A 23,869-nucleotide genomic window follows, 5' to 3' on the forward strand; every position below is an offset into this window, starting at 1 on the left:
TGGCTCCAAGTTGATTTTGTCACTGAAAGCTTGCTCCTTCAAACAATAAAACCCCAGCTTTGTCAAGTTTTATCATAAAATGTCTTTTTATACGAAGAAATAAAAACAGCAAATACTACAATACTACCCTTCAAAACTTTCAACTTCAACACGCATAAAACAACCTGTTTCCTGTTCCACATTCCATAATTTCCCGCTAGAGATATCAAACCAAACCCCATGCAATGTTAAAATACCTTGATCTTTGCGAAACTTTATCCACGGAAACGTCTCTAAATTTCTCAACGAATGGCGAATAGAAAGCTGCTCTAAAGCCGTCTGTTTTTCTGGCCAAGATAGTGATTTATTATTCAAAACGATTTCTGCGGCTGGCGCTAAAAGACTAATCCATTGGCCAATAAAATCATTTGACGGTAACGATTTACATGTCTCCTTAAGAGCCGTACGAACACCTCCACAATGAGCATGACCAAAAACAACAATATGTTTTACCTCAAGCAATTGCACTGCATATTCAAGAGCCGCTGATGTTGCATGATATTTGTTATCAGGAGAAAAAGGAGGAATCACATTTGCCACGTTGCGTAAGGTGAAAATTTCCCCAGGCTTAGCATCAAAAATCATTTCTGGGACTGCACGCGAATCACAGCAAGCAATAATCAAAACTTCAGGTTTTTGCCCCTCAATCGCCAATTGCTGATAATGTTCTGTTTTATATGAAAAATGATTATTGATAAAATTTTGGTAACCACTTAAAAGTCTTTCTGGTAAACGGGTCATTCTCTCTTTTACTTCTCATTCTCTCTTTACTTTCATTTCATATAATTTGAAAAACAAACTATTAATATATAAAAATACTAAAAAGTCCCTTTCATTGATGTAAAATATTTCTTTTAAAGTGCAAATTATTACTAAAAAATAATAAAAACACTGTCATTATTTCCCAATAAAGAGCTATTTTCTTTAGGAAGAAAGTGTTACAGTGTAAAAAAATATAATGGTCCGCTCTTAAATATGAAAACAAAATAAGAAAAGACTCAAAGAGCAAAAAGGGAGAGTGAATGTGTTGCAACAAAAAACAATAGAAACAAAAAACACACCAGATAAAATAGAAAAAGTGCTTTTTGCTCAAACTGATAAAGAAGATATTGCTTATTACGAAAACAAAGAACTTCAAAAAGCCGCAGCCGTCGCAGTAAAAGCTTTCAATCTCCATCAGGCAGGAAAAAATACCATCTGCTTTGAACAAAATTTGACCCGCAATAACAGGACTATAACTGTTATCACGCTTGTCAATGATAACAAACCCTTTCTTCTTGATTCTATTTTAAATGTCTTCAATCAACATAAAAACCATATTTATTTGATTGCACACCCCATTCTTGATTGTGCTTCTGGAAAACGCATCAGTCTGATGCAAATTCACATCGAGTCGTTAAACGAACAACAAATACAAAAACTTGAAAATGAACTCACCTTAGTTCTTGAGCAGGTTAATGCTGCTGTACAAGACTGGAAACCGATGCTTGAAGAAGTTGAAAAGCATATTCATGCCTATCAAACAAGCCTTCCCTCACACTACAAACAAGAAGGCGAAAAGGCTATTGAATTTCTTCACTGGCTTACAGACGATAATTTCATCTTCCTTGGCATGCGCACTTACAACTTCATCAAAGATCAGAAACCTATAAAATCCTTTACAGCGAGTAACATTGAACTTGGTATACTCGCGGATGCTTCTATTCATATTGTTGATGATGAAAGTATGAAAGAACCTCCTCAGGAAGTCTTATCCTTTATGGAAAGTGATAACCTATTTATTGTAACAAAAGCGAATAGCCGCTCCAAAATTCACCGTTCTGTTTGGCTCGATTATATTGGTCTTAAAATCTTTGATAAAGAAGGCCAACTCTGCGGAGAATTACGTATCGTAGGGCTTTTTACCTCTTCAGCTTATACACGCTCTATCTTGCAAATTCCTTTCTTGAAAGAAAAAGCCCAAACCATCATTCAACGCCTTGGATACAATCGTGCAGACTATTCAGGAAAAGCACTCATCAGTGTTTTAGAAACCTATCCAAGAGATGAAATGTTTCGTACGGATGTTGATACATTAACAGAAAATGCCAAACTTATCCTGCAACTCGACGAACGTCCGCGTTTGCGGGTGCTTGTCCACACTGATTCTTTTGGGCGCTTTGTTTCTATCCTTGTCTATGTACCACGTGATCAATACAGAAGCAGCCTCCGTGAAGAAGTCGGCGAACATTTTGTTGAGCTTTATAAAGGCGACTTTTTTGAATCCTATCCGCTATTTTTGGAAAGCGCCCTTATCCGTGTCTATTATATTATCCATCGCAAAGGTAGCGAAACTGTTCCGCTTCATGAGCGCGCCACACTTGAACAACATGTCCGTTCAATCGCACAAAGTTGGGAAGATAGTGTTCAAACCATTGCTCTGATCCACAAAACAACAGAACCACAAACCCACCTAGCTCGTGAATTTCCCAACAGTTATCGTGATTTATTCTCAGCGGAAGATGCCATTAAAGATGCCGGACATATTTTAAGCCTTCATGATAAAAAACCTCTTTTCGTGACCTTTTATCACGCACACAACAAAGAAAAAGAAAAACAGAATATTTCTCTTCGGCTCTTTCACCGCCATGAAGCCCTTGCTCTTTCCAAACGTGTACCACTGCTTGAAAATATGGGGTTTCGCGTTATTGCGGAACAAACGCTTGAATTACCAGATGGCAACGGACAATCCGTATATCTTCATGATATGCAACTAGAGAGTACTTTCCAACTCTGTATTGATTTTGAAAAAGACGGTCAAAAGCTTGCCGAAACCTTTGAAGCCATTTGGGCACAAAATGCTGATAATGACGCCTTTAATGCCCTCACCCAAACTGCTGAGCTTGATTGGCATGAAATTGTTATTTTGCGCCATTACGGGCGTTATCTCCAACAAGCTGGAATTCCTTATTCGCAAGACCGCGTCGCCCAAACTTTAAATGCTTATCCTGACATTACCAAAGAGCTTTATACTTTATTTCATTTCAAATTTCATCAAAGTCATCCAGAAAAAGAGCGGAAAAAAAACCAACAGGTTATTCAAAAGCGTATCGAAGAAAAATTACGGAAAGTATCTGGTTTAGATGATGATCTCATCTTACGCCGTTATTGTAACCTTATCGATGCGAGTTTACGAACAAATGCCTTTACACCCCTTAGCGATGGCAGTCCACGGCGTATTTTAGCCACCAAATTAAATCCGCGCCAAATTGAAGGTTTGCCTGAACCGCGTCCTTATCGAGAAATTTTTGTTTATGGACCAGAAGTTGAAGGGGTCCACTTGCGTTTTGGACCTATCGCTCGTGGCGGAATTCGTTGGTCTGACCGCGCATTAGATTATCGCACCGAAGTGCTCAGCTTAGTCAAAGCCCAACAAGTTAAAAATGCCGTTATTGTTCCTGCGGGTGCAAAAGGTGGATTCTATCCCCATCGCCTTCCTCAAACAAATGACCGTGCTCTCATCATAGAAGCAGCACGACAAGCTTATACGGACTTTATCACGGCTTTGCTCTCCATCACAGACAATCTGGTTAACGGCAAAATAAGTGCGCCCCACAATGTCATCTGTCATGATGATCCTGACCCCTATTTTGTTGTCGCAGCAGACAAAGGGACAGCAACCTTTTCTGATACAGCCAACGCTATCAGCCAAGCAAACCATTTTTGGCTCGATGATGCTTTCGCCTCTGGTGGCTCAGCAGGCTACGACCATAAAGCCATTGGTATTACAGCCAAAGGTGCATGGGAAGCCGTCAAAAGACATTTTCGAGAATCATTTAATCACGATATTCAAACAACGCCCTTCACCTGTGTGGGTGTTGGTGATATGTCTGGTGATGTCTTTGGCAATGGAATGCTCCTTTCCAAACAAACAAAATTAATTGCTGCTTTTGATCACCGCGATATCTTTATTGATCCAAATCCAAACATAGAAGAAAGCTATGCAGAGCGTATGCGTCTCTTCAAACTGCCTCGCTCAAGTTGGCAGGATTACGACCAAAGTAAATTATCAAAGGGCGGTGGTATCTTCTCACGAAAAGAAAAAACCATTACGCTCTCACCTGAAGCAGCACGCGCTATTGGTTTCGAAAAACAAACAGGAACCCCTTTTGAAATTATCTCTGCTCTTCTCAAAGCTCCTGTTGATCTTTTATGGTTTGGGGGCATTGGTACTTACATCCGCGCCACAACAGAAAGTGATGCCCAAGTAGGCGATCGTGCCAATGATGCAATACGCATTACCGGAGAACAAGTGCGTGCAAAAATTATTGGCGAAGGCGCTAATCTTGGTGTTACACAACGTGGACGAATTGAATATGTCTCAAATGGTGGTCGCTGCAATACGGATGCCATTGACAATTCTGCCGGTGTGAATTGTTCTGATATTGAGGTCAATCTCAAAATTGTCCTTGCATCAGCCCTTCGGGCTAAAACACTCACCCGTGAAGAACGCAATAAACTCTTGAAAAAAATGACTCCTCAAGTCGAACAACTCGTCTTGCGCAACAATTATCTACAACCCCTTGCTCTTTCTTTAGCAGAAAGTCAAAGTACTGCTGATTTACCCTATCAAATACGCTTTATGCACGATTTGGAACAAAAAAAACTTCTAGATCGTAGAGTTGAAATACTCCCTGATGAGCAAGTTTTACGGCAAAGAATAACCCAAGGCAAAGGTCTTATCCGTCCAGAACTTGCTGTTATTTTTGCCTATGCTAAATTAACGCTCAAAGAAGAAATTGCCAATAGCCCCATTGTTGATGATCACTATTTCAATGCAGCCTTGCTGAATTATTTTCCAACCCAAATTCAAGAAAATTTTGAGAAGGAAGTCATTAACCATCAATTGCGTCGTAATATTATTGCAACGCTGATTGCTAATGATATTGTCAATCGTGGCGGTCCTACTTTTGTTAATCAACTACGCGATGCAACAGAACAAAAGGCTGAAAATATTATTCGCGTTTTCATTGCCATTCGTGATGGTTTTGAAATTCCTCAATTATCTGATCAAATTGATAAGCTTGATAACAAAATACCCGGTCTTGTCCAAAACAAATTCTACGCAGCAATGACCCCAATGCTCTTTGAAACAACCAATTGGGGTTTGCACAACATGGATCTCTCACGTCCATTAGAAGAAATTGTAAAAATAATAAAACAAGCCCGTAATATTATTGAAAAAGAGCTTATGCATTCTGACGATAACGATATTAAGAAAAAAATTGAAGAAAAAGCTCGATACTACAGTGAAGAAGGAACACCAAAAGCATTAGCGAAACAATTAGCTCTTTTGGAAGCTGCTCCAACCATCTGTGATATTTCTTTAATTGCAAAAAAAAGCAACAGCGATCTTATTAAAACCGCAGGAATCTATTTTTCACTTGCGCAGATCATTCGTATAAACCGAATTAACGAAGCGAGAAGAACAATTCCTATCCTCGATTACTATGATAGTATGGCTTTAAACCAAGCCAAAGAAAATGTTTCCGAAAGCTTACGGCAAATTGTTATAAAAATCCTCAAAAATTATGGGAAAAAAGAGAATCCTTTTGCCACTTGGAAAGAAACAAAAGAAGATCATATTCACAATATCACAAACCGCATTAGCGCTCTTATTGAAAATGATCTCAATATTTCTCGTTTTACTTTTGCAGCAGGATTGATTTCTCAACTTCAAAATACTGGCTTTCAAACTTAAAATAAGTATAAAATGACTCAGTTAAAAACGCCTATTCTATCCTACCACAGCGAGCCAGCAAGGATAGAGTGGGAGTTTTCATTTTAAGGATAGAGCAGCACCAAAAATAAAACTCCTGCTCCTTATCACAATAGAATTGCTCGTAAACAATTTCAAAAAGACAACAGAATTGATTTCTCAACGTAAAAACATCAATTTTCAGATTTAAACGCAGAAAAAAAACGGCTAAGCTTTTATCCCTGTTTTATCCATCCATAACCAATATCAATGTAATCTGACAATAGGTTTTATACCAAATGAGATTAGGGAGTGATAGGTATCACCTGTTTTTGTGACCATTTTTTATCAGTCAATGTGCGTTTTGTAAAAATGGATTTTGACATCTGAATATCGAAAAAATGTAAAAAATAGAAAAAACTGAAATTTTGTCACAAAAAGGATGACAGGCTTTGAAAGCTCTTTAAAGACCTTTTGAGACCCCCTTAAAAATCATTTAGAAATAAAATGAATTGGTACAAAACTTAAGTCAAAATATACAAAATCTGCTGGCAAACTATAATCAACAAGGAAAGAACGGAGATGCTATCCCGCATTTTTAAGCAAAGCAACCCCTAAAATAACGCTTAAAGATTATTAAGCTTGCGCAGACAATAAACGCTGCACAGTTTCAAGAATTCCTATGGATTGAACCAAAAAAATTAAAATTCTGCTATTCAATATCCTTCATCATAAAAATATAATGCCTTGATTTACAATCATAACTTTATCATTTTGCATATTGAAAGAGAATCACAGTATTCTAAGTTTCTCTCATTTCAAGTCTGTTTATATTGAATCAATTAAAATCCTCCCCCCTTGCATGTTGGAAATGGGAAAGCCATGTGGATTACTTATCAAGGAAGAACTAAAAACAACTCTTATGAACTATTTCAATGGTTTAAGGGCTTATCACAATATTAGGGTTAGCAAAATGTTTGATGGTGCTGGCTTACTCCTTCAAGCGTAAAGATAATGGTGCTCAATGGACATTATACCATTCACACACAGGCGCTGGCACAAAATGGACTTGGGTGCACTTTAAGAGATGTCTCTTTAAAACAAGCCCGTGAATATGCAACGCAGTATATTTTGTGTGGGGTGCTTTGTTGTACGTGGAGGGCATGCCCCCATTAAAGAACAGAAAAAACAAAAACGTATGTATCATCCATTATTTAAAATACATAGCTGTAAATAGTTTTAAAAACGTACAATTAAATTAAAAAATGACCATAAAAATGGGCGTTGATTTCCCCCTTTATGACTTCATATTCTCCTCCAATTAGGCTGTTTACCTATCAGAAGATTACCCACACAGATATAGGCAATATGCTCGCTCTATCATAAAAAAAGCCCACTAATACGCAACCCACCACCTATGTGAAACCAATCCATCTTTTTTTAAAAGTCGACTTTTTCCTAAGAGGGTGCGTGCTTTTCTATTGCTTGCAAATCAACATTCAATCCTTATGCAGAAGCATATTTGAGATAAATATTAAAAACGGTTCAGTGTTTTACGAGCTATCTCAACTTTTATACGCTAAATTGGAGGGGGAATATTACGTATCTCTGTTTGGCTAATCTCTGAAACAGCGAGACAACCTAATTTAGATAGAATGTGAAATTTTAAAGCTATAACCTATTCCCACTCTTACCCTCATTTTTTAATTCAACTTTACAGGTTTCAAAAGCCTCTAGAGCAATGTCTTTTAAAATAATGGGGATTTCTTATTCCCTCACGCTTTTGTTTATCACGTTTTTTTGAGAGGGTCACGACTTTCACGTAAAACAAATCGCCCCAAACAAAATATACTGCGTTGCATATTTACGGGCTTGTTTTAAAGAGACATCTCTTAAAGTGCACCCAAGTCCATTTTGTGCCAACGCCTGTGAATGGTATAATGTCCATTAAGCAACCACCATCTTTACGCTTATAAAGGAGTGCGCCGGCACCATCACACCATTGTTATTTGCCAACCCCTAATGTTGCCGATAACCCTTGAACCATTGAGACGATTCATAAGAGGTATTTTTAGTTCTTTCTTGACGAATAATCCGCATGGCTTTTCCATTTGTGACGCGCAAGGGAGTGGTTTTGGTTGATTCAAGATAAGCAGACTTGAAACGAGAAAATTTTATGATATTCAAGATTCTCATTCAACATGCAAAACAGTGAACACTTTTTATCAATCCATATCTTGCCATACAGACGCTCTTGCCAATTTCTTCTCAAACCTAAAGTGGATCAAGACGACCAAGCTCTAAAAATCCCAGTTTTACCCAGCCATGGCTAACAGTCAAGGAAAGAACGGGAGCGCCATCTGCATTTTTAGGAAGTGTACTCAAAATAAAAAATAACGCTTGAAAATTATCCGCTTCTTCAGGAAACAAGTGTTGCAAAGTCTCAAGAAATTTCATGTGCTGTATACAGACGAGTTCAAATTTTGCTGTCAAATATCCTTCATCATCAAAAGAAAAAGGTCCACTGACATGCATCCCACCACCTGTATGAAAAGCCAATTCACCATGTTTTAAAATGCCACTTTTTCCATAGAGATGCTGTCTCCAATTTTTTCCTTCATTTTCAGATAAAAGAGAAACATCATTTAAAATCCATTTCAAATTGCCATCAATTTTTGGAACTTCAACAAAAGAAGATATAAAAATTGGAGAAACATCAAAACCGTCAAAAGTCATATTTCCTGAAAAATGATTCTTTTCACGTTTAAGATCAAGACGCAAAAATTCTGCCGTTATTTTTTGAGAGACATCTTTTGGCTCTAACTTCTGAACAGCCACATCAGGAGTATCTTGCAAAGATGTCTGATCTTCAACACTTTGTTGTGTTGTCTTTTTATCTGCCGTTTGTGATCCCACTGCTTCTTGAAGCTTTTGATCCTCAAACGAAGAGGAAAGAGGAGAAAATTCAAGCCCTTCAGCGATAAACTTCAATGTCTGACCTGTTTTCCAATAAGGCTCTGTTTCAATCACCAAATTGCGCCAACGAGATACTATGGAAGTTTTATCAGAAAACATGATTGATGCAGGAGAATCAATATTAAACTCGACTACATGAGGAGCATAAATTGGTGCACCAGCCGTCAAACGCCCCGTCGATAAAGAAACCCCATATAAAGGCCAGGAAAATTGAAACTTGTCACAAACAACACCGATACGTAAAGGATAACCATTCTTACGCACATTCTCACACACCGCCGCCATATTACCGGAAGATGCTTTTGCGGATATATCAGAAACATAGTTCTCTATTTTACGTGAAAAAAAAACCAGAAAGCACTATAAATAAGGACCAAAGCAAGACAAAACAGCCCACAAAATAAATAGCGCAAAGAAAAACTTTTTTGTGATGATGGTACTTGAGAGGATGTAGACAACTTTAAAACTTTCTTTATCTTTTGATTTTCACCCCACCCTAAAAAGGATAAAGATTTTTAACATTCAACAATCTATGAACAATCTAGCTTCTTAATCTATAGGGTTTTATTTTCTGACCACTTCATGGTGTCCACAATTCACCACCCTAAAATACAACATCTCATCAACTCAAGAAGCAAGATTTTCTTAAAGAAGGACCTTTAACAAAAAACACCTTATATGTAAAGGCTTACATGAGTATTCTCTCTTTAACTTTAAACAACACTATTTTACTGTACAACAAAATGACAATGGCAAAGTTTTGATTTATAATGATAAATCCCTGTTTTGCATATTAAATGGGAGTCTCAAATATCGTAAGATTTTCTCATTTCAAACCCAGTTTATGTTGAATCAATCAAAACCATTTGCTTGCACGTCAAAAGCGGAGCGAACCATATGGATAAAATTGTACAAGAAAGGAAAAAATGCCTCTTATGAACCCCATCTCAATGGCTGAAGGAATGTCGCAATATTGGGGGCTAAATAGTAATAGTGTGTGATGGTGCCGGCTTACTCCTTCACAAGCGTAAAGATGGCGATGCTCTATAGATTTTATATTATCCATGGGAGCTTTATCGTTATACTATTCATAGTCAGCGCCGTAAAATGTGCTTGGGTGCGCTTTGAGAGATGTCTCTTTAAAACAAGCCCGTAATGATACAATAAAATGACGTTCTGTTTTACGTGAAGGTCATGATCCATTTAAGAATAAGTGCACACTCACACAAGTGCGGTCGGCGTACAGAAGATCTGTCGTAATGCACCTTCAAACCATTGGCTTAAAGCTCGATCATAGATTAAACGCCCTTTTAAATGTGCACAAGCAGGTTGAGCGCCTTTTTCGGTCAATTTATGTGCCGAACGCACCAACAAACGCCGCATCATAGCGCGTGTAAATTCAGCATGAAATTGCAAACCCCATGCATTGTTTCCATAACGGAACGCTTGCGTAGGATATGTATTCCCTGTTGCCAAAAGCATTGCCTCTTTTGGTAAATCATAAATACCCTCATCATGAAAATGATAGACCATTTCTGGCCAATTCATCAATTCCTTCCCTTGTGGGGTTACTTCTAGCGGATACCAGCCCACTTCAACAGTCCCATCACTTCTTGTACCAACGCGTGCCCCTAAATTTCGCGCTAACATTTGTGCTCCCAGACAAATACCCAAAAAAGGCTTATTTTCCTTTAGCGATAAAGAAATCCAATCAATTTCCTCAGCAATATAAGCTTCGCTGTCATTCACACTCATCGGTCCCCCTAAAATAACAACACCGGCATAATGCTCTAATGTATCAGGGAGTTTTTGTCCAAAAATGGGACGATAAACATCAAGAACAAAACCATTTTGTTGTAAAAATTTTCCCAGACGACCAGTATAGGTAGACCGCCGATGAATAACGACAGCAATCCTTGCTTTGCTATTTTTTTGCTTTTTATCAAGACATCTCTGATTTAAAAACATTTTCTAACCAATCACCTCTGCAACCAAGCAAAACTTCATTTTTTTAATTATATCAAGCATAAGAGAATAATTTTATCGGACAAGATTAACAATAAGTTTTTTTCTTCTACATTCATTGTTTCTTCTGAGAAAACACTCAAATTATCCTATTGATGCAATTTAAAATAAACGAAATTTTTTCCTTGATAAAGACGTTCCTTCTTCTTCTGTTTTAACCCCTGGATCATCAACGTTTAAATGAATTTGGCTGAATGTTTTCGCATCTTGTTCTTTTATATCTTGTTTCTCCACCTGCGCATTATGCAAAAAAGAATCGTCTATAGGCGTTAATTTTTCAAGCTTCTTATCCTCAACACCCTCACTTTCTTCCACAACGTCCTCTTTATCTTGCTTTTTTGGCACAATATTGACTGCCTCTAATGTAAGAGAAGGTAGACGGGGAGGCGCTTTCCATTCAAAACAGCCCAAACGTCCACTGATTGGAGAAACAGCTGACCAAGAAGAAAAAATGGACCCCTCACACATCCATACAGGATCACGTTCAGCACGAAGTGCTAAGGAAAGCCATTGACGTACAGCCCCTTGATTGTTTCCCTGTGCCTCTTCAATATCTGCCAATAATAAATAAACACTTTCCCGTGGATGATACTGCAATGCTTTTTGTGCCTGCTCTCTTGCTAGTATCGTTTCACCAGCATCCAAAGCAGCTTTGGAAATAAGGAAAGCCGACTCAAATACATCTTTATTATAAGAAGCAAGTGTCTTAGCCCTTTTCAATCGTCCAATAGCTCCTTCTTCTCTTTCAATATAAAGTGTCCCCAAATCAGGATGAGGTTCCTTCTGCCAAGCCGCTATAATCATTTTGTCCGCTTTACGCGTTTCATTTAATTTATAAAGAATATCAGCCGCTATAATTGTTATTGGAACAAAATCAGGCGCCAATTTATGGGCTTTCAAAATGGCTTCACGTGCTTGTACAGGATGTGTCTCAAACAGGTGAAGTGCCTGCCCACTTAACAATAAAACCTGGATATGCTGCCGCTCTGGAGTCGAACGAACAGAACGCGGGAGAGCTTTTTGCGCTCTTTCAAAAACAGTAAGTGCCTTATCCCATTTACCCTCAGCACCCAACCGATCAAGCACCGCCTGATGCGCCCATAAAAGTGCCGGCGATAAAGTCAGTGCCTCTTCTGCATATTGTTGTGCTGCCTCATAAGCCTTACTCTTCATCGCTTCACGAAATAAACCGTAAAGTCCCACTAGCTTTGTTGGATCTTCCTTTCTCATCTCCTCATAAAGGCTGATGGCACGAACAGAGTTATTTTGTAATGACAAAATTTGTGCTTTTAAGAATTTTACCAACGGTTCTTGTTTTCCTGCAAGATATTTAGCAACCCGTGCCTCCATTTTTTGTGCAACCATACTATCACCAGCAAAAGTTGCAAGAATCCCCTTTGAAAGAGCTTCATAACCGCGCTTTCGTTGGCGTTTATAAAAATAATTGGAAAGAGCACTCGGTATGGAAAAAAAGAAAGACAATAACCACCATAAAAGCACCAGCGTTACAAAAAGCAACGTAAGCACACTTAACACTGTAAGCAATGAAGCAGAAAATCTGAAGTGCAAAAATGTAAGAACAAAAACACCATTGTGATTAGCAACCCACACGAAAGCTAATCCAAGGATACAAACAACAAAAGTATAAATAAAAACACGTATCATCTGGAGCCTATTTACATCTTTGTTGCCTTAAAAGACCCTTGTTGCACCGACAACAACAATTGCTGCAGCAACTGTTGAATAGCAATGTGTCTTTCAAGCTTCTGAACAAAATCCTTTGAAACATCTTTTGCACTTTGGGGCAATGACTGCCATTCGCTCAAAGCCTTTTCATAATCACCAGCTTGAATAGCAACTTCCATGCGCGCTGCAATAGCCCCCAGCGTCATCCCTTCAACATTTCCAATCGGTCGTGAAACAACGAGCCCTTTTATCCACGCTAAAATTCGGTCAAAAAAACCAGCATCTGGCGCAGCAATATTTTGCGTACCAACAATTGCATCGGCAACATGAGAAAAATCAACTGAAAGTTGTACCGAACTTGGAAGACCTACAGTAGCTGTTTTTTGCAATACATCAAGTCCATCAATCGAGGGGGATAATTGCTGTAACAGCTTTAATTCATTGTTATAAGATCCACCCCGCTCTACAGCATTTTTTAACGAACTGATCGCTGTAAAAAGTGCCGTATTTATTTCTTTTTTCTCACTATTTTTAACAATAATTTCTTCCTGGAATGCTTCCAACTGTTTTTTTAACGAAGCAAGATCATTTGCATTGCTCTGCCCGACGGACAAAGCCGCTTCTATCTCTTTTGACTCGCCAACAAGTGTTTGTACAGCCTCTTCAAGAGCTTTTACTTTTTCTTCTAAAATCGCAAAAGCTTTTCTGCTTTCTTCTTGCGATAGTTCATCATTTTTCATTGTTTTAAACTGTTGTGATGAAAAAGAAGAAAATTCTGTTTTTAATGCATCGATTTCTTGAAACACTCGCTCCAATTGTTCTCTTATTTCGTCACCTTGGCTTTTTGCAGCTTCAGCGACTTGCAAAACCTTTTCCCCACCAACAGAATTTTCCACAAAAGGAGAAGAAAACAAACCCACCCATTGAAGCCCCACAAAAATTCCCAAAGCAATGAGTCCCCCTAAAATCCCTGAAAGGGACAACAAAAGCCAAGCCGTACGAGAAGTACTTTTATCCTGACCTTGCATATTCTGTTTTTCTCGTGCATGAGATTCTACAGAATTGTGTGTTTTTTCCTCTGAATCATGGGAAACAGCTTCATGTTCAATAGCTGGCTTCTTACGGCGCGTACCAGCATAATGTGATTTAACTTTTGGTTTTGAAGAATCGACCATCTCTGTCACTTTTTGTGCACACTTTTTTTAATGATAAAATAATAAAATGAAAAAAGTTTTAAAAATGAGGCTTTTCTCAAATATCTTTGTTTGCTTTACACTCTTTTTACAAAGAGTATAACTTTATAGAAATTTTCTAAATCGCATTTTTCTCAGTAATATTTACAATGATAAACTTTAATAGACAAGTTTTTAAAAACACATCTTAATTTTATACTCAAGAATACAGCTTCATTTTTTAATCAACAATGCCATAAAATTCAAAGAAAATCATTCTCTCATAGAAAACTCAATTCTTAAAGAGAAATACTTTGCATCTTTTTCTGTTCATGGTACGCACGCAGGAAAGAAGCTTCAAAATAAGGTTTTGTTTAAAATGCGTCTGTTGGGAATAGAAACAAGTTGTGATGAAACAGCAGCGGCTGTCATTGAATACAACAATGAATCAAGCAGCCGAATTCTTTCCAATATTGTTTGGAGTCAAATTGATCATCATGCACCTTACGGCGGTGTTGTTCCTGAAATTGCTGCTCGTGCCCATGTTGAAATTCTTGATCATTTAATTCTGCAAGCCCTCACAGAAGCAAACACAAAATTAAAAGATATTGATGGCATTGCAGCCACCAGTGGCCCCGGTTTGATAGGGGGGCTATTGGTAGGCGTTATGAGCGCAAAAGCACTCTCTCTTGCCACTGGAAAACCATTTATTGCCGTCAATCACTTAGAGGGACATGCTTTAACAGCTGTGTTAACACACAATGTCAAGTTTCCTTATTTGTTACTTTTAGTTTCAGGGGGGCATACACAAACAATCCTTGTTCATGGAGTAGGCAACTATCAGCGTTTAGGTACCACCATTGATGATGCATTAGGAGAAGCCTTTGATAAAACTGCCAAACTTTTAGGTCTTCCTTATCCTGGTGGACCAGCACTTGAAAAAGCAGCTTTATTGGGTGATAAAAATCGTATCCCTCTTCCACGACCTTTAAAAGGTGAAAAACGATTAGATTTTTCTTTTTCAGGACTCAAAACGGCCGTTCGACAAGCCGCAACAGCCATAGCGCCTCTTACAGAAAATGATGTTGCTGACATTGCAGCAAGTTTTCAAGCCGCCGTGACCGATACAGTGCGTGATCGTGTTCACTTGGCTCTACAACACTTTACCCACCAATATCCTCTCTCTCATGATCAAGAAAAGCATTCTCCTGCTTTAGTTGTTGCGGGCGGCGTTGCCGCAAACCAAGCACTTCGCTCTACATTGCAAGAACTTGCCCATCAACATGGTTTTGAATTTATAGCCCCTCCTCTTTCCTTGTGTACCGATAATGCAGCAATGATTGCTTTTGCCGGTGCACAAAAGCTCGCACAAGGAGAAACAAGCTCTCTTGATATTGCTCCTCGCTCACGCTGGCCATTAGATGAAAAAGCCATACCCTTGATTGGAATGGGACGCCGTGGAACAAAAGCATAAGAAAATTGATTTCCCTCACCTTTCAAAGAACGAAGATTTTCACTCAATCCTGTCTGTAAACAATCCAGATCATTATTGAATCAATTTCCCACCTGCAAACAATTTTATCTGCTTATCATTTCACACGATTCACTGAACAAAAATCGCGATACGCAAACTTAAATATCGGCCACATATTCTAAAAGAACTTCATTTTTCAAGGGAAAACGACCTTATATCACCACACTTCAAATAACAGTATTTTATGGCATCATAAGACGAACCCTACCCCATCAAAGCATAATATGAAACCATCTTTTGACATCTTCACTTTTGATCATCTATTTGTTTCACGGCCATTGTAGTAACTTTTCAGAATTAATTTTCTTTCTAAGTTTTTTCCAATGTAATGCGCCTCTCATGACTGTGGTCCAAATTATAGCCGAAAAGATGATAAAGCCTCCATGGCTCAGCAAGTCTATGCTTCGATACATTGATGTATTTTTCTGCTAAAAGATAAGAAAAATACAATATTATCAATTGAATCATATTCCTCTATTATAAATTATTTTGAAACAAAAAATAGATAATGCCCGTTCTTTACGCCACTTTGAAAATCATCATTGATGATGTTACAAAGATGCTTATAAAAAAAATTGACATGATGAATACATAACAGTCTATGAAAAAGGTGAACGTATGGCTTATTGGCTTTTTAAATCTGAACCTCATAAATGGTCATGGGAGATGCAAAAGAAAAAAGGAGCGGGTGGCGAACAATGGGATGGTGTCCGCAATTATCAAGCCCGTAATAATATGCGCGCCATGAAATATGGCGATAAGGGTTTTTTTTATCACTCAAATAAAGGTTTAGAAATTGTAGGCATTGTCGAAATATGTGCTGAAGCACACCCTGATTCTACAAGCTCTGATCCACGTTGGGAATGTGTGGATATCCGTGCACTTTGTGACATGCCAACACCTGTTTCATTAAAACAAATTAAAGCTAATCCCAAACTGGCCAATATGGTGCTCGTCAATGCCAGCCGCTTATCAGTACAACCCGTGACAGAAGATGAATGGAAAGAAGTCTGTTTGATGGGTAACCTTAAGAAAGAAATGCTTTGATCTTAAAACAATAGTCTTTTATTCATTAACGCATAGGAAAAATCCCTCATAACGCAGAAGAACAAGCACAACGCATCCCTCAGCGTGTTCTCACGCTAATATATTTTTCCTTGTTATTTTTTATTCTACACTCTTTTTCAATACAATTTCCCCCAAAAATTGCACAAACACTCTGTTCATGATACATCTTTTCAGCATGGCTCAAGGGAAGGCTTACTCAGCGATTATAATGAACAACACCACGAGCACGACACCGATCATTTCGCATACAAATGCGATGAAAAAACAAACCTGAACGTAGATAAAAAAACAATAAAAATGACCGTGAGATTCTCCTCAACAGTGCCTATATGCTAAGTGTTGCACAGTTCTCTTCACACTAAAAAACGCATCATTTTGATTTATAAAGAGTGTTTATTGTTTTGCATGTTGTATGAGAGCGCCCTCATACAGTAGATTTCTCTCATTCCAAATCTGTTCCATATTGCATCAATCAAAATCATGTCCTTTGCACGTTAAAAACAGAAAAGCCTGCGTGGATCAAAAACATGCCTCTTATAAAAATTCTCAAATACAAGAGTATAGCAACATTTTAGAACAGACCCAAGTATATGATGGTATTGGCTTGTTGCTCTATAATATAAGCGTAAAGATGGTAATGGATAATGGAAAAAACACACCCCAGAGTATAAAACAACGCTTCCAATCAATGTATAAATATTCTGCGCACAACGTTCCATCTTCTTTTTAGCAAGCAACCACAAAAATCATAAAAGTTCAGTTTTTAGAGACTCTCTTTTTTAATTTTCCTCTTTTAATTTTTCTTGCATGAAAGCTCATTTTTCATGAAACTACTCTTTACCAATCCGTGCATTAACATGCCTATAAGGAAAAACATGAACAACTATACTCTTTTAATTGTTGAAGATGATGATCTGCGCCCCATTTTGGTAGAACAATTGCAAATGCATCAAGAATTTGAAATTTTCCAAACAAAAACAGCTGAAGGGGGAATGAAAATAGTCCAAGAAGAAAATATTGATCTTGCTATTTTGGGACTTGAACTTCCTGATCTTGATGGTCGCAAAGCCGTTAAACAATTACGCACCCAAGGATTTCGTGCTCCCATTATCATGATAACGAATAATGATACAGACTGCGATACCATTTTAGATCTTGAAACAGGCGCCAATGATTATGTGACAAAACCCTTTCGCTTTGCGGTGTTATTAGCGCGAATTCGAGCACAGTTGCGCCAATATGAACAAAATGAAGATGCAACCTTGCATATTGGTCCCTATACTTTTACACTAAGACACAAACTCCTTCTTGATAAATGCAACAATAAAATCTATCTCACAGAAAAAGAAGCAGCAATTCTCAAATGCCTCTATTATGCTAATGATAAAATTGTCAGCCGTGAAACATTGTTAGAACAAGTTTGGGGTTATAATGAAAACGTTATCACCCATACTCTAGAAACCCATATCTATCGTTTACGACAAAAAATCGAAAATGATCCCTCCAATGCACAAATTCTTATGACAGATCAAAATGGTTACCGTTTAAATCTCTAATTTGATATGGATCGTTTCAAAAATTTAATATCTTCAATCTTTCTTTGTATCAAAACAAAAACGAGATGAAAGGGACGCTGACATGCAATTTGGGTGCTCCCGTATAGAACTTTCCTTATCAGCACTCTTATGACACAATACAAAAAAATATCATGAAAATATTCCAACACGAAAACCCGCAACAGAACTGTTTTTTACGATATACTCGGCAACTGCTGCTTCATATTTTTTTGCTCTCGTTAAAATTTTAAATATATTTCGCATACAAATAATTGTACTATTTTTTAGCAACATTCTTTATCGTAACCATCTTCTTTAGCACATTGATATTGATGATTATTTTTTAAAGATACCGCTTCACGCATTGCTTTATTTCACATTTACTCGCCTAAATTGAGAGGTATTTTTATATTTTTCCTCCCTCCTTTACTTATCTCCTCTTAAAAGACAGGATAATGAATTATATGATATGTTTATCCCAACAATAAAGAAAACCATTGAGCCCCCACCATCTTTATGCTTAAGAAAAGAGTAAGCCAGCACCATCACACACTTGGGCCTGCTCTAAAATGTTGCGACAACCCTACAGCCCTTGGGAGAAGTCCATAAGAAGCATGTCCTTTCTTGTCCAATTTTTAACTACATGACACCCGCTTGTAATGTACAAGCAAATGATTTTATTCGATTCAATATAAGAGAATCTTACGATATTCAGGAAGCTAATTCAAGTTGAACAATAAAAATTATCATTACAAATCAATATATTATCTTATACAACAAAACCCCATTAAAAAACATAGCGTATTTTCAAAAATAACCTTCTCATAAGTGAAAAATGATTTAATATTATAAACAGAACTTTTATCTTATCCAAAGTGCCTTAAAGTCCTATACACCGTAGAGATAAGGCAGCTATTTTTATAAAACCTTTTGACTTTTCATTATAAGGCTATAGAAAACCATTGAAAGAATATTCTTTCCTTTAAAGAAACATTTCATCTTTCTGCAAAATCTATTTCACGGTATTTGTTCATAAACCATAATGCAAAAATCCCATCGGGCACCAACCATTTTTACACTTACGAAGAGCCCAGCATTTTTCTCACCTAGAATATTTGCTACAATTCATTAAAGATGATTCGCTATATTGACACTTAAGATTTTATATTCACTTAGCTAGTTCCACGTATAATGTGCAAATAAATATTTTTGATTGTAAATACGAAAGTTTGAAAGAAGCCTCATAAATTTGCGGTTCTTATGCCAAGGCAAAATGATTAATGATCTTTATAAATTAAAATATTTCTTGTCTGTGGAGATAAAGCAGGAATAAAAATACGTCGCGACTGACGACGCTGTACGAGCACCCCCTGATAAACACGTTTTTGTGCCTGACAGATTAAGAGCCCACCAAAATAAGGAAAAAGATGGTGTGCAAACGGCTCATAAAAAAATGAGAACAATCGCGAAACATAACCTGTAGAGGGCATATAATGGACAATTTCTTCTATTGGCTCAGAAACAAAATTTGTTTTTTCAAACAAACGAGCAATCTGTTGCCGAGTATAGGGTTCGCCATAACCAAAGGGCGTAGTCGTATTGCGCGCCCAAAAGCCAGAGCGATTAGGAACAATAACAATCAAGTGCCCATTGGGGGCTAAAACCCGCCATATTTCATTCAACGTTTCAAATGAATTCTCTGTATATTCTAATGCATGGACCAATAAAATACAATCAACTGATGCATCAGGAAGCGGCAAATCTTCTTCAAAAACAAGCGCTGTAGCAACTTGCTCAACGCAAGGCCAAGACGAAGCACCTTGTCTAGCTGGCATAAAAGCAAAACATTGTTGGGTACGTTCACGTAATGCAGAAAGATAAGGAAGGGTATACCCCAACCCCATAACCCGTTTATCCGTAAGATTAGGCCACCACAAATTCAATTGGTCACACAGTGTCTTTTGAACACGCAGTCCAAGTGCAGAAGCATAAAAATCTTTCAGTGTGACGATATCCAACTCAGCATACCACGTAGAAACAAATTTCAAATATTACAGGTTTTCATATACTAAACCTATATGGACTTCTACTCTTTCTCCGCAATAGCGAACATTTTAATATTTCACATTTTAAACTTAAATGATCAAAAAAAGCAGCGCAACAGGATGATTATTGCGTTACAAGCGCTTTAATTATTTTCTTTTGAGGTGAACTCCATAGAGGTTTCTCACATGCGGTTTCTGACATCAATTAAGAAAAAAACCAACAATTGGTTAATTAAAATGAAGCAACCTTTCGAGATAGTTTTTTTCTACTTCTGGAATATGTTCCTTACCAAGGCGTTTACGAATTTCATCCAAAATTTGTCGCGTACGCATTTGATCACTTTCTTGTGGGAGTACCTCGCCTTCTTGTCCTTCATCTGTTTTTGAAGAAAGTGGACGTCCTAACGGATCTTTCGGACCAGAATCAGCATTTTGATCATTTCCTGTTTCTTTGAGAGCTTCACGCATTTTTTTCAAAACACTTTGGGCACCTTGCCGCAAAGCTTCCAAAGCATCAGACTGATTTTGTATCGATGCTCGATGATTTCCATGATCAAGAGCATTTTCTGCAGAATTCATTTTTTCTTCCGCCTTTTTCAAGGCATCACCTGTTTCAAATCCTTGTTCTGATAATTCTTTTTCTAATGTTGATAATTCAGACTGCAATTCAATTTGGCGTTTTTTTAAGGATTCTTTTTGTTTTTCCGGTATATGTTCCCCACGTTTTTGTCCCATCTCTAACTGATGTGTTTCATTGAGAATTTCTTGCTGACGACGCATTAAATCTCCAAGTTGGTCCATCTTTTCTTTCATTTGTGCAGATTGACTTTTTTCTCTCTCATTTTGATTGCCTTTTTGCACCTGCAAATGATCAAGCGTCTGTTCAATTTCTGCCAAGAGTTGTTCCGCTGCTAGAGAAGAGCCGGTTTTAGCCATTTCCTCAATGAGATTCAGCTTTTCTTGTAATGTATCTTCAGAAAGATTAGGACTTTTTAAGCTTTTAGAATTTTTAGAAACTTGACTATCTGGTGCTTTTTCAGCCAAAGCTTGAATATACGCATCCATAGCTTGACGTAAATCTGCCATAAGCCGTTCGATTTCTGCTGCTGGAGCACCATATCGTAGTGCATCCCGTAAAGCAGCTTGTGCTTGTTTTAAATTTTTCTGCACAGATTCAAGCTGATTGCCTTCAATACCTAAAGCAATCTGCCATAAATAATCCACAACATCGCGCAAATCTTCTTCTGTTTGTGCCAAAGAAAGCCTTGTCCACGCACTTTGTAAAACGAGAAAATGCGCTGTATTTTGAAGTCCCTTTTCTGGACGCACCAGCAAAGCAGAAAGCATATCCAATACACGCTCTTTCGCAGACACATCAAGAGCAAGTAAACGACGCAATTCACTCACAGCACGCGCAACAGGATTTGAAAAAATACGCTGCGGTAATATCATAATAAAAGTTTTGCTACGCCCTTTCTGCCCTGCACCATCTTCTGCCACCAAAGTAATTTTAACCTGCGAACCCGCCCATGGATGCGCTGATACATCATATACCGTCCGCATTTTACCCTTTCCACCCCGTGGAAGAAGAAGCTTGATTTCTGGTGCCTTATAAAGAGAAGAAGCATTTTTATTCTGAAAGAGAGGCTCTATTTCAACAAAAGCGTTCGTCACACCATAATCATCATCCAATTCATACCGCAGCTCTAACGACCCTGTTAAAATCCGCCCTGGTTTTTCCAGCCAATCAATTGTTGGAAAAGCGTCTTTAATCATCTGCAAATGCCACTGCTGTTTTTTACGACGTGATGATACAAACAAATCCATTGAACACTCTAAATGGGTTTCAAAATGAACGATTGAATTTTCATTTTTCTCTGAAAACGAAACTTTCTGCCCATCTTCTACAGTTTTTGCTTTGACTGTAACACCAGCCCCATTAACAACACGCACCACCACATTACTCCCTTCAGGAATTTCTAGTTGTGTCTTCTCATCTTTTGTCAAATAAATCGGTGCAACACCGGTATAAGCAGGGGGTGTAACCCAAGCATCAATCCGCATAAATTTTTCATCAACAACAGGACGAAAATCAAAAGCATCAGCTAAACGGCCCCCTCGTGAACCAAAAGAAAAGCTAAAAGCACACACAAAAAGGAGAACACACAAAGCTCTCAAAGCCAAAGGATCATAAGCCGCACTATTCAGCGAGATAAATCCAGTTTTTAAATGAACTAATTGCTTCGCCATTCGGCGTTGATGTTCACGCCAAATAACAGCACTAAAATCTTCCTCATTTTCAAAACATACATGATCTGTCTGAATATTCAAAGGCTGGTGTTTAAGACCATTAACCCGTTCAAGACGATGATCCACGTCCCGCATTGTAGGAAACCGAAAACCAATAAGAAAAAATAAACTCGCTCCAGCACAAACAAGCAACACCCCAAGTAAGAGCCAATGGGACCAATAGCCTAAAACGCCAAAAATCCCCAACCAGCTAAGCGAACAAAAGAGACTAAGAACAAGGAGAAGTGGCAACAACCGTATCCATACCCGTTCAAATAAAAGGATCCCCCACGTCAAAATGCGTACACACAAAAGCTTCATTGCAAAGCTCTTGATGTTTTTATTTTTTATAAACAAGCATTTTTCCCCTTTTACCGTGATGTATTAAGATCATAAAACCCATACAAGACAATTTCCAGAAAATAAATTGTTTCATCAAAGTTTAGTAAAAATAAGACCAAACACATTTAAGAATGCTCAACCCAATCAGGAATATGATCACATTCCATCAATTGCGCATAATCAAGACGTGGACGAATAACCGCATAACGCGTATCTTGAACGAGAACTTCAGGGATCAAAAGTCGACTATTATAAGTACTCGCCATCACAGCACCATAAGCCCCCGCTTGCGTAATTGCCAAAAGATCACCAGGTGCCAAAATCGGTAAACAACGATCTAATGCTAAATAATCACCAGTCTCACAAACGGAACCCACAATATCAGCACGAATAAGGGGGGCGTCTTTTGCTGCTTGTTTCACAAGGACAACATTCTGCCAAGCATCATAAAGTGTTGGACGCATCAGATCATTCATCGCCGCATCTACAATAACAAAATTCCGCCCTTGTCCCTTTTTTAAATAGAGAACAGAGGTTACCAACACACCAGCTTGCCCCACGATGCTCCGTCCCGGCTCCACAACAATATCAATCCCTAAAGGAGCAATATGTTTCTTTACCAGCGCGGCATAATCAAAAGGGGAAGGTAAAGTATGTTGTTCACAACCATAGGCAATACCAAGCCCGCCGCCAATATCTATATGCGTTATTGCACAACCATCGCTCCACAATTGACGCACACAATCTGCAATAAGAAGAAAAGCCTCTTCAAACGGCTTTAAATCACAAATTTGACTGCCAATATGCATATCGATACCGCAAACCTGCAATCCAGGTAAAGAGGCAGCTTTTTTATAAGCCTCTCTTGCCAAAAACAATGGAATACCAAACTTATTTTCAGATTTTCCTGTTGTAATTTTCTTATGAGTCTTTGCATCAACATCTGGATTAATGCGCAATGAAACACGTGCTGTTTTTGATAATGCAACAGCACGTTGCGACAACTGTTCAAGCTCCGGTTCTGATTCAACATTAAAACAATAAATATTCTGAGAAAGAGCAAAATCTATCTCTCTCACAGTTTTACCAACACCAGAATAAACAATACGATGCGCCGGAATACCAACAGCAAGGGCTCGCCGTAATTCTCCTTCTGAAACCACATCAGCTCCCGCCCCATTTGCCGCTAAAAGCCGTAAAATTGCTTGATTAGAATTAGCTTTAACCGCATAAGCAATCAGAGTAGGCATTCCTTGAAATGCCTTTTGATAATCCTTAAAACGTGTGACTAATGCATTAGCTGAATAACAATAAAAAGGAGTTCCCACCTCCTGCGCAAGATCAGTAAGTGAACAACCTTCAGCATGAAGCATGCCTTGATGGTAGGGAAAAAAATTCAC

12 protein-coding genes and 1 pseudogene are annotated in these 23,869 nt (G+C 38.1%); 4 read left to right on the plus strand and 9 right to left on the minus strand.

Annotated elements, in window-relative coordinates:
- Positions 1-123: 123 nt before the first annotated feature.
- The gene (locus BTR_RS11325; RefSeq protein WP_012232566.1) at positions 124-780 is read right to left on the minus strand and encodes a carbonic anhydrase; all 657 of its coding nucleotides are present in this window, start codon (positions 778-780) and stop codon (positions 124-126) included.
- Positions 781-1,063: 283 nt separating this feature from the next.
- Here BTR_RS11325 and BTR_RS11330 point away from each other — a divergent pair, with 283 nt between their 5' ends.
- Positions 1,064-5,779 carry an NAD-glutamate dehydrogenase gene (locus tag BTR_RS11330; protein ID WP_012232567.1) on the plus strand — a complete coding sequence of 1,572 codons (4,716 nt, stop codon included), beginning with the start codon at positions 1,064-1,066 and terminating at the stop codon, positions 5,777-5,779.
- 1,444 nt (positions 5,780-7,223) lie between these two features.
- Here the strand turns inward: BTR_RS11330 and BTR_RS13880 are convergent.
- From BTR_RS13880 to BTR_RS11350, 5 genes and pseudogenes are all read right to left on the minus strand, one after another.
- Positions 7,224-7,845, minus strand: a pseudogene (locus BTR_RS13880) (integrase); the annotation flags it as partial.
- A gap of 205 nt (positions 7,846-8,050) precedes the next feature.
- The gene (locus BTR_RS11335) at positions 8,051-9,037 is read right to left on the minus strand and encodes a DUF2125 domain-containing protein (protein ID WP_012232568.1); all 987 of its coding nucleotides are present in this window, start codon (positions 9,035-9,037) and stop codon (positions 8,051-8,053) included.
- A gap of 936 nt (positions 9,038-9,973) precedes the next feature.
- Positions 9,974-10,720 carry a glutamine amidotransferase gene (locus BTR_RS11340; RefSeq protein ID WP_012232569.1) on the minus strand — a complete coding sequence of 249 codons (747 nt, stop codon included), beginning with the start codon at positions 10,718-10,720 and terminating at the stop codon, positions 9,974-9,976.
- Positions 10,721-10,879: 159 nt separating this feature from the next.
- Positions 10,880-12,442: a heme biosynthesis protein HemY gene (locus BTR_RS11345; RefSeq protein WP_012232570.1), complete on the minus strand. Its 1,563-nt coding sequence runs from the start codon at positions 12,440-12,442 to the stop codon at positions 10,880-10,882.
- A gap of 11 nt (positions 12,443-12,453) precedes the next feature.
- A complete protein-coding gene (locus BTR_RS11350) occupies positions 12,454-13,638 on the minus strand; it encodes a COG4223 family protein (protein ID WP_012232571.1) in 1,185 nt (394 codons plus the stop codon).
- A 376-nt stretch (positions 13,639-14,014) separates the two neighbouring features.
- On the opposite strand from BTR_RS11350, the gene tsaD reads away from it, so the two are divergent.
- The 3 genes from tsaD to BTR_RS11370 all read left to right on the plus strand — a co-directional run bounded on the left by tsaD (position 14,015) and on the right by BTR_RS11370 (position 17,793).
- The gene (gene tsaD, locus BTR_RS11355) at positions 14,015-15,109 is read left to right on the plus strand and encodes a tRNA (adenosine(37)-N6)-threonylcarbamoyltransferase complex transferase subunit TsaD (protein ID WP_012232572.1); all 1,095 of its coding nucleotides are present in this window, start codon (positions 14,015-14,017) and stop codon (positions 15,107-15,109) included.
- 678 nt (positions 15,110-15,787) lie between these two features.
- On the plus strand, positions 15,788-16,216 hold the full coding sequence (locus tag BTR_RS11360) for an EVE domain-containing protein (protein WP_012232573.1): 429 nt from the start codon (positions 15,788-15,790) through the stop codon (positions 16,214-16,216).
- 896 nt (positions 16,217-17,112) lie between these two features.
- The gene (locus BTR_RS11370; protein WP_012232574.1) at positions 17,113-17,793 is read left to right on the plus strand and encodes a response regulator transcription factor; all 681 of its coding nucleotides are present in this window, start codon (positions 17,113-17,115) and stop codon (positions 17,791-17,793) included.
- Between the two features lie 1,277 nt (positions 17,794-19,070).
- Here BTR_RS11370 and BTR_RS11375 read toward each other — a convergent pair.
- The 3 genes from BTR_RS11375 to lysA form a co-directional block, all read right to left on the minus strand.
- Entirely contained in the window at positions 19,071-19,841 is a 771-nt protein-coding gene (locus tag BTR_RS11375) for a class I SAM-dependent methyltransferase (protein ID WP_012232575.1), read from the minus strand.
- A gap of 225 nt (positions 19,842-20,066) precedes the next feature.
- The gene (locus BTR_RS11380; protein WP_038474775.1) at positions 20,067-22,478 is read right to left on the minus strand and encodes a TIGR02302 family protein; all 2,412 of its coding nucleotides are present in this window, start codon (positions 22,476-22,478) and stop codon (positions 20,067-20,069) included.
- A gap of 116 nt (positions 22,479-22,594) precedes the next feature.
- Positions 22,595-23,869 carry a diaminopimelate decarboxylase gene (gene lysA, locus BTR_RS11385; RefSeq protein ID WP_012232577.1) on the minus strand — a complete coding sequence of 425 codons (1,275 nt, stop codon included), beginning with the start codon at positions 23,867-23,869 and terminating at the stop codon, positions 22,595-22,597.

This window comes from Bartonella tribocorum CIP 105476 (assembly GCF_000196435.1).
In the GTDB taxonomy this organism is placed as follows: Bacteria; Pseudomonadota; Alphaproteobacteria; order Rhizobiales; family Rhizobiaceae; genus Bartonella; species Bartonella tribocorum.

Coding starts and splice junctions, on each gene's coding strand:
- BTR_RS11340 (WP_012232569.1), bottom strand. CDS start 10,720: ATGTTTTTAAATCAGAGATGTCTTGATAAAAAGCAAAAAAATAGCAAA.
- BTR_RS11335 (WP_012232568.1), bottom strand. CDS start 9,037: ATGGCGGCGGTGTGTGAGAATGTGCGTAAGAATGGTTATCCTTTACGT.
- BTR_RS11360 (WP_012232573.1), top strand. CDS start 15,788: ATGGCTTATTGGCTTTTTAAATCTGAACCTCATAAATGGTCATGGGAG.
- BTR_RS11325 (WP_012232566.1), bottom strand. CDS start 780: ATGACCCGTTTACCAGAAAGACTTTTAAGTGGTTACCAAAATTTTATC.
- tsaD (WP_012232572.1), top strand. CDS start 14,015: ATGCGTCTGTTGGGAATAGAAACAAGTTGTGATGAAACAGCAGCGGCT.
- BTR_RS11350 (WP_012232571.1), bottom strand. CDS start 13,638: ATGGTCGATTCTTCAAAACCAAAAGTTAAATCACATTATGCTGGTACG.
- BTR_RS11370 (WP_012232574.1), top strand. CDS start 17,113: ATGAACAACTATACTCTTTTAATTGTTGAAGATGATGATCTGCGCCCC.
- BTR_RS11345 (WP_012232570.1), bottom strand. CDS start 12,442: ATGATACGTGTTTTTATTTATACTTTTGTTGTTTGTATCCTTGGATTA.